Origin of the sequence: Microcystis sp. M44BS1 (assembly GCF_020244875.1) — a bacterium.
GTDB classification, from domain to species: domain Bacteria; phylum Cyanobacteriota; class Cyanobacteriia; order Cyanobacteriales; family Microcystaceae; genus Microcystis; species Microcystis panniformis.
Genome location: NZ_JADBVM010000296.1, coordinates 1 through 7,943 on the forward strand (window position 1 = coordinate 1; position 7,943 = coordinate 7,943).

The window sequence follows — 7,943 nt, forward strand, 5'->3', positions numbered from 1 at the left end:
CCCTACTATAGTTCATGAATTGACCCTACTATAGTTCATGAATTGACCCTACTATAGTTCATGAATTGACCCTACTATAGTTCATGAATTGACCCTACTATAGTTCATGAATTGACCCTACTATAGCCCTCGATGGTAAAAATGGCTCTTCTCGACCTTACAGATACCACCATCGATATAATCAATAATTCACTAAATTAACAAAAAAAAATGGCCACCAGACAATTTCGAGTAAATCTTAGTCAAAAGGACTCTGAATATCTTAAAGAAATAGCTAAAGAGCTAGACTTAACAGAGTCTGAAGTCATTCGTAAAGGATTAAAACTCATGGCTTTATATGCTAAAACTGAGACAGAGGAAGATACTCAATTAATACTGCAAAAAGGTAATGAACAGAGACCACTACTAATTGTCTAGTTATGACCAGTGATTCAAAAAATGAGACAGAGGAAGTTAACAACCCAAAATATCCCAGCGCTTCTTTGGCTCTTCCAAAATCGGTAATTTTAGTACAAAGGCCAGAAATCTCAACCCCAGAAACCTCTCCTCCCCACTCTCCTATACTTTTAAAGAGGAAGAAAGTTTTAGCTTAATTAATCTGGCTACAGGCCTGTTTTTGTCGTTTCTAAATACCCCTGATAACTTGACCGGAACTGTTCGATCGATAGGTTCTTTGTCCAATATTCTACCAGAGCATGACCCCAAGCCCAAGCTTCCCTGTCGGCAGTGCTAGAATTTTCTAATAGTATTGGCCAAAGTGCCAATAAATCAAAACTTTTATTCTCCGTATTTAAGAGAGAAGAAAGCTCGTAGGCCATCTGTAATTTACCGATCGCTACTGGTAATTGTTCCACAGGAATTTGTTCAGCTAAAAGATAGGCTAAAGTCGGTCTTCCCGTGGCTAAAGTGGAGATAAAACCGAGAATAGGACTTTTTAATAGGGCCGTTAAACCTTGTCCCGTGGCCATCTGTAAAGTATAGCGATCGATTATTTTCGCCGCTGCCAGGGTTCGAGTTTCTAAATCCGCTAAAAAACGGGCTAAACGCAACTGTTTTGCGGGTGAAATTGCCCCCAGCAAAGCGATTGATAACTCCTCATCCCCCCAAGCTTCTCTATCCGGCTGTTGACTGACCATCGGCAAGATGCGATCGCAGAGATCCTCGAATAATTCCGCCCGATACTGCAAACATTCGCGGATATTGACTTCTTTAGGACTTTCTCCCGTCAGCCAATTATAGGGGGGTTGCCACTCTCGCAGCGGACGCAGGCGATCGACTTGAGAAACACAGACTATAACTGGTAAATTGTCAATAGTTTGTTGCAAATCTTTAAGAAAAGCCTCATCCATGGCCAGGGCGGGATCGAGGGCGGGGGTGACAAGAATCAATAAATCGGCGTTTTTGGCATAATTAAGAACCTTTTGCCGATAATCAGCCCGATTTGACTGTTCATAGCCCGGGGTATCCCAGAGGATTAACTCGTCCCCTTCTGGGGTTTGCCAGTGGTAGGATTGAATCGCATCGGTACTAGGCAATAGATCCACTTGGGCTAAATCGGCCCGAAAGAGAGTATTGATTAAACTGCTTTTGCCGGCCCCGGTGCGTCCAACCAGCAGAATATTAACCGGTTGGCGATCGATTTCCGTGATCGGTTCCGCTTGGGCGAGAATTTCCTTGAGAGTAGTGGTGGCGATTTTGGTTTTGGTGGGGAGAGTGGGGGCGAGATTACTGCCACTGTAGAGTAACACCGCTTGGCGAGAGAGATTTCTCAGGGCATTTTCCCGCAAAACTTGCCCCAAATTGACCAATAATTGCTGATCCGCTCGATCGCTGTACTTTTGACTAGCCACTTTAGCCACGGCCGCGGCGGGATTGATTACCCATTGCGCCCAATTCCAGACCTGCCAAAGTTTCTGGGCCGAGGGTTGCAATTTTTGATAAACTTCGTAGGCCTGATAGGCTTGGCCGATGGTGATTTGATTCAGGGCCGGGGAAAGATTCTGCATCCAGCGATCGCTATCATCCACGGTTCCCCGAATTAAACCGTAGGCCTGGGGAATGTAAATATTTAATAAGGGGTACTTGACATCGGGGTAATATATATGGGCGATGGCACTGACCAAATCCTGACAGCGTTGCCAAAAAGTCGCCCAATCTTCCCAAACCGGCCGATCATTGCGGGCCTCGACGATAATCCTCTCGATAATTTCCTCGACATTGCCCCCGGAATCACCCTCAGGAGGGGTTAATTCTGCCTTAATTTCCCCAATGGTGGCTTCAATTTCCCCGACTACTGGGCGCGTCCATTTGACCAACAGGAAGCGCCAAGCCACAAAAATCAGGGTAAAAACTGCCCAAATCCAATTCAAACCCCATTGATTGATCTGGAAACTGGCGGCCACGATCAGAAAGATGACCACGGCGGCGATCGGAACTGCTAAAATCAACCCTTGCCAAGTTTTTAACCGTAACATTGCTCGATCTGGTTTTTTTCCATTCTACCGATCTCTGATTCTCGGTTAGGAGGCATAAATTAGACAGTGGCATCAATTTGGGCGAGGATTGCCGTGGACAACTGACAAAGTTGTTGATGACAAGGACCATTACTGGCCATGATCCCACCCCATTGCCGCACATCGCCGCGATTATAGCGCACCGGTTGACCGTCAAAATAGGAGAATTTGCCGCCGGCTTCCGTTAAAATCAACTCTGGGGCGGCAAAATCCCAGTCTTTAGCTGCCGATTTCCCCGATAGGGAGATATAAACATCGGATTTTTGTTCGAGGATCGTGGCAATTTTACGGCCCACACTACCCACATAATTTTTACCCAAGAAGGGTATTTGACTTAATAAATTATCAAAACGTTGGTTGCGATGGGTACGACTAACCACCAGATAGAGATCGGTAATTTTATCTTTATTGGCAACTTTTACCTGTGTAATATTTCCGTCGCTAGTTTCTAGAAAAGTACCTTTTCCTTTTTGGGCAAAATAGAGTTTTTCTTGATCCGGTAGGGCAACCACGGCGATGATCGGTCTTCCCTGATAACATAAGGCGATATGTAGGGCATATTCTCCCGTTTTGTTGATAAAATCGCGGGTTCCGTCCAAAGGATCGATAATCCATACCCAATCTTTCGGGATAGCTTCATTACCCTGATGGGTTTCCTCGCTCAGATAACCAAAGTCGATATCAGAAAAATTTGTTTGTAATTCCCCTAAAATATAGTTATTTGCCGCTAAATCCGCCGCCGTTACTGGTCCGCCTTTTTTCTTCTCGTTGACGGCTAAATCCTGTTCACCCCGGTAGTAGGATTGGAGGATTTTAGCACCACCCCAACCGACGGCACGAGTCACAGCTAAAATGCGATCGAGCGTTTCGGTATCTTGACAGGTTAAATTAATCATAAAATAGCCTCAGTTTTTCAGACTTATTATCCACTAAATGGCTCTTCTGGTTTCTGTGTGGAAACGAGGTCTATACTGATAGAATATCCGCAAAATAGCCCTAAAAGTCTTGCCCGATAAGCATTTCACGATTCCATAAGCAAAAATTATCACACAAAGTCGAGAAGAGCCACTAAATTAACTGCGAAATTTAAAGACTGGCTTCTTATACCATTTTTCTAAAGTAATGACAGAGATGGTTAATTGCCCTCACCCCCCACCCCCCCTGCCCCCCCCCGACATCGGGGGGGTCGGGGGGCAAGGGGGGGTAATATACCTGTCAAGAATAAAGAAAAATGGTATTAGCTTATCATCTCTTGCTTCCTAACCTCCGACTGGCTTAATTTTGCTCTTGCCAAAAATAATCGGCGGGTTTTTTGGTTTCTGCTGGTGATAATTGAGGAGCGTCTCCCAAGAAAACCGAGCGCTGGCTGACGCGATCGCCTAATCTTCTTTGGACTCGACTGGGAATACCGTAACCGTAGGCAATATGACCTTTTCCTGCTAGGACGATGATCTGATAGTCGGGATGAGCTTGCCAGAATTTAGCGATCGCATCGGCCATGGTTTCATCCCAGAGAACCTGTGCCAGAAAAAAGCGATCGAATCCCTGACTACTGCCCCCCGTGTGTTGCTCATAAACGGCTAAGATCTGTTGACGGTATTCCTCGTTATCCTGGTTTATTTCGCTTTTAGGGGGGATGTAGGTCATTTCTGAGGTGGAGAGGCTTTCTAAGCCCTCCCGTGCCACTTTTCTAGTGATTTCCGTGGGTGTATTTAGGGCGATAGCTGGTAGTTTTTTCGCCTTGGCCAAGCGCAGGATCGGGGCGTAAAATTCCCAATCAAATCCCCAACGTTGGTCGTATTCACTTTTTTCTCTCAACTGATTTTCGCTAATTTTGCCAGCTAAATACTGATCCAAATAGATTTGGTAAGGACGTTGAAACATCTCGAAAGCGATGGCTATTTGGGGATTATTGGCCTGTAAATACTCGATAATAGCTAATTGTGCCTGATGATCGGCTTGACTATCGTGCCTTTCTCCCAGATAAATAATCTCGGCTGTTTTTAAAGCTGCCAGAATTTGTTTTTGGCTATTAGTAAAACTCCAGGCCTGGGGCAGCAAAATAAACAGTAAGCAGAGGGCAAGGAAAACGGGAAAAAAGCGTCGAGAGAATTTCATCTTTTTAAAGGTCTTTTAAAAAACCTAAGTAGATAGGTATTAAAAACTTTCAGATCCCCCCGCCTATCGGCACCCCCCTTATTAAGGGGGGTAGGGGGGATCGAACCTAAAATCCATTTTTAATTTAATTATAACCAGCTACTTATCTTAACCGAAGCCATAACAAAAAAGGTGGGCAATGCCCACCCGAAAAATTTTTCAGAGAACCTTTTTGGTTTAGTAGGTTTCTACGTGCCAGCGATGTTCTTTTTTCAGTTGTTTCTGATAGACAGACCAATCGGTGCCATTTTTAGCGGCGGCACCACTGATAGCATCGTCGATACCATCTTCCATCCCTTTCAGTCCGCACATATAAGCGTGGGTTTTGGGACTTTGGAGTAGATTCCAGATTTCGTCAGCGTGTTCGGCTACCCGGTGTTGAATATACATTCTGCCGCCCTGGGGATTTTGCTGTTCCCGACTGATGGCATAGGTGAGACGGAAGTTATCGGGGAATTCCGCCGCTATTTTCTCTAATTCTTCTTGGTAGAGAATATTGGCCGTTTTGGGAACTCCGAAAATCAACCAAGCTAGACCTTTGAATTTATAATCTTCGTGTTGTTCCTTGAACATCCGCCAGAGGAAAGCTCGGAAAGGAGCGATTCCCGTCCCAGTGGCCATCATAATGATAGTGGCATCTTCGTCATCCGGCAGCAGCATTTCCTTACCCACGGGGCCGGTAATAGCCACATCATCACCCACCTCTACATTACAGAGATGGGTGGAACAAACTCCATAAACCGTTTCCTTGGTTTCTGGGTGTTGGTATTCTAACTGACGCACGCAGAGGGATACGGTTTTATCGTCTAATTTATCACCATGACGGGTGGAGGCGATCGAATAGAGTCTCAATTTATGAGGTTTGCCATTAGCATCGCTACCCGGGGGGATAATACCGATACTTTGCCCTTCTAAATAGCGTAAATCGCCCCCAGAAAGGTCAAAGGTGACGTGTTGTACGATGCCGATACCTCCCTCATCAACGAGAGCATAATTCTCGATACATTTGCCGATAAAGGGTTGATTCGGACGGTAGATGTTGACGGGGATATCTGTTTTTTCTTTCGCTTGAGTCATGGCCTTTTTCTTGGTCTGTTCGGGGACGGGCGATGATTGAGCGATTGGCTGTGGTGTGGAGGCACTAGAAACAGTTGCTACGGGGGCAATCCCATTGAAGGGTTTGATGCTGACGATACGACCACCTAAACGGGTAATCCGACGCATTTCTTGATTCATGCGACTGTAGGGAACCGTGAAGAACACGCTTCCACTCTGACGGATTGAATAATCCAAGCTGTCAGTATTGTCGTTTTGATTGAGACCCGCCACTTCGTAAACAAATAAACGGTTTCCCGCTAGTGTACTCGGACTGTACATTAAATATAACTCCCAACTCAAGTCACGATAATCGTTCCATAGTTTAGCCTACCATCGGTACACTACACCTAGGACTAATTGAGAGTTATCTTAAAAAAACCACAGACATCGCTTTTATCCTTTCCTTGAAAATAGCTCAACTCTCTGGTTAAAATCTGTTACATTTGCAGCATTTTACTTTTTATTAAGATTTATGCTACTTTTCCCCATTTATGCTAAAAATCCCCCTGGTTGGCCTGATGAGGACAAGAGCGGGGGACAGATATTAGCGATAATTATTTTTTCAACTACTCGGCCGCAGCAGCGTTTAAGGGTTTAATGCTGACGATGCGAGCGCCTAAACGGGTAATCCGACGCATTTCTTGATTCATGCGGCTATAGGGAACGGTTAAAAAGACACTGCCACTCTTACGGATAGAATAATCTAGGTTATCAGTCTTGTCATTTTGACTCAAACCGACGACTTCATAGACAAAAAGGCGGTTTTCTTTGGCACTAGAGAGACTTTGCATCGAAATGGCTCCGACATTGATGTTATAGTTCTCTAGTTTAGCCTAGCAGGGAGACTAGCAATCTAGTTAATGGCCGATTTACAGCCGTTTATTCTATCATGACACTCGATCGCAATTGTCCACAGGCCGCATTGGCCGCTAAACCTCTCGAATAACGGACAGTAACGGCGACTTTTTCCTGTTCTACAATAGTTTTAAAAGCCTTAATTCTCTTTTCATCAGGCCGTTGATAATCCACCTCTTGAATAGGATTATAGGGGATTAAATTGACGTGAGATTGAAACCCTTTTACCAGTTTGACTAATTCCCTTGCGTGTTCGGGTAAATCATTCACTCCCGCTAAAAGAATGTATTCAAATGTCACCCTTCGTCCCGTGATTTTAACGTATTCCTGACAATCTTGAATCAGATTACTTAGGGGATAATGGTCGGCACTGGGGATTAATTTGGCTCGAACTTGTTGATTAGAAGCATGGAGACTAACAGCAAAAGTTACTTGTAAATTATGTTCTGCTAGTTGCTTGATTTTCTGGGGCAATCCCACCGTAGAAATCGTTAAACAACGCTGACCGATACCCACATCTTGATTGAGGCAATGAATCGCTGTCACCACTTCGGGAATATTTAATAAAGGTTCCCCCATCCCCATAAATACCACATGACTAACTCGCTGTTGAAAATCCTCCTGTACTGTTAACACTTGGTCAACGATTTCATAGGCTTTTAAATTACGAGTAAACCCCCCTTTTCCCGTGGCACAAAAATCACAGGCCATCGGACAACCCACTTGGGAAGAAACACAGACTGTCAATCTTTTTTCACTAGGAATTCCCACCGCTTCGATAATTAAACCATCGGCCAGTTTTAGCAGATATTTACGAGTGCGATCGGCTGCTACACTGCGATAATGTATAAGGGAACGACCGATAGGATAATCCGCCAGCTTGCTGCGCCATTCTTGGGGGAATACGGAAATATCCGCCAAAGAATGCACCCCTTTTTCGTATAGCCATTGGTGTAATTGTTTACCCCGATAAGCGGGTTGTCCCTGGTCTTTTACCCAGTCGGTCAGTTCCTCTAAAGATTTCGCCAGTAAAGTCATAATTATTATCGTTGATCACATTATCATTGTAATTGACATTTTTTCCCTTTGCTCCTTCTCTAGTCTTTGTTAGTCAATTAAATACTTAAAACTATAACTTAAGCAGGGGTGTTAAAAGTTTTCAGACACCCCCCTTATCAAGGTAGGGCTGTTTCATTCTCCCATCAGAATATCAAAAGTAAAAGCGATCACTATCAGGTAAAATGAGAAGTGACCGCCAACTTTTGAAAGATATGTTGAGCTTAATAGAAAAACTAAAACAAGTCAAGGACTTTCGGAAAG

Annotated in this window: 7 protein-coding genes; 1 reads left to right on the forward strand and 6 read right to left on the reverse strand. The window is 44.4% G+C overall.

What is annotated here, in order from left to right; all coding sequences use genetic code 11:
* Positions 1 to 210 precede the first annotated feature (210 nt).
* Positions 211 to 417, forward strand: coding sequence for a hypothetical protein (locus IM515_RS22255; protein WP_002762605.1), 207 nt, complete (start codon positions 211 to 213; stop codon positions 415 to 417).
* A gap of 185 nt (positions 418 to 602) precedes the next feature.
* Here IM515_RS22255 and IM515_RS22260 read toward each other — a convergent pair whose 3' ends face one another.
* From IM515_RS22260 to rlmN, 6 genes are all read right to left on the reverse strand, one after another.
* Positions 603 to 2,474, reverse strand: a complete 1,872-nt coding sequence (locus IM515_RS22260) for a GTPase family protein (RefSeq protein WP_287627780.1) — start codon at positions 2,472 to 2,474, stop codon at positions 603 to 605.
* Between the two features lie 59 nt (positions 2,475 to 2,533).
* Entirely contained in the window at positions 2,534 to 3,409 is an 876-nt protein-coding gene (locus IM515_RS22265; protein ID WP_287627779.1) for a 3'(2'),5'-bisphosphate nucleotidase CysQ family protein, read from the reverse strand.
* Positions 3,410 to 3,788: 379 nt separating this feature from the next.
* On the reverse strand, positions 3,789 to 4,631 hold the full coding sequence (locus IM515_RS22270) for a ChaN family lipoprotein (RefSeq protein ID WP_287627777.1): 843 nt from the start codon (positions 4,629 to 4,631) through the stop codon (positions 3,789 to 3,791).
* Between the two features lie 216 nt (positions 4,632 to 4,847).
* On the reverse strand, positions 4,848 to 6,047 hold the full coding sequence (gene cpcD/petH, locus IM515_RS22275; protein WP_287627775.1) for a bifunctional rod-capping linker CpcD/ferredoxin--NADP reductase PetH: 1,200 nt from the start codon (positions 6,045 to 6,047) through the stop codon (positions 4,848 to 4,850).
* 287 nt (positions 6,048 to 6,334) lie between these two features.
* Positions 6,335 to 6,559 carry a rod-capping linker protein CpcD gene (cpcD, locus tag IM515_RS22280; RefSeq protein ID WP_002772199.1) on the reverse strand — a complete coding sequence of 75 codons (225 nt, stop codon included), beginning with the start codon at positions 6,557 to 6,559 and terminating at the stop codon, positions 6,335 to 6,337.
* An 88-nt stretch (positions 6,560 to 6,647) separates the two neighbouring features.
* Positions 6,648 to 7,661 carry a dual-specificity RNA methyltransferase RlmN gene (gene rlmN / locus IM515_RS22285; protein ID WP_287627773.1) on the reverse strand — a complete coding sequence of 338 codons (1,014 nt, stop codon included), beginning with the start codon at positions 7,659 to 7,661 and terminating at the stop codon, positions 6,648 to 6,650.
* Between the last annotated feature and the right edge of the window lie 282 nt (positions 7,662 to 7,943).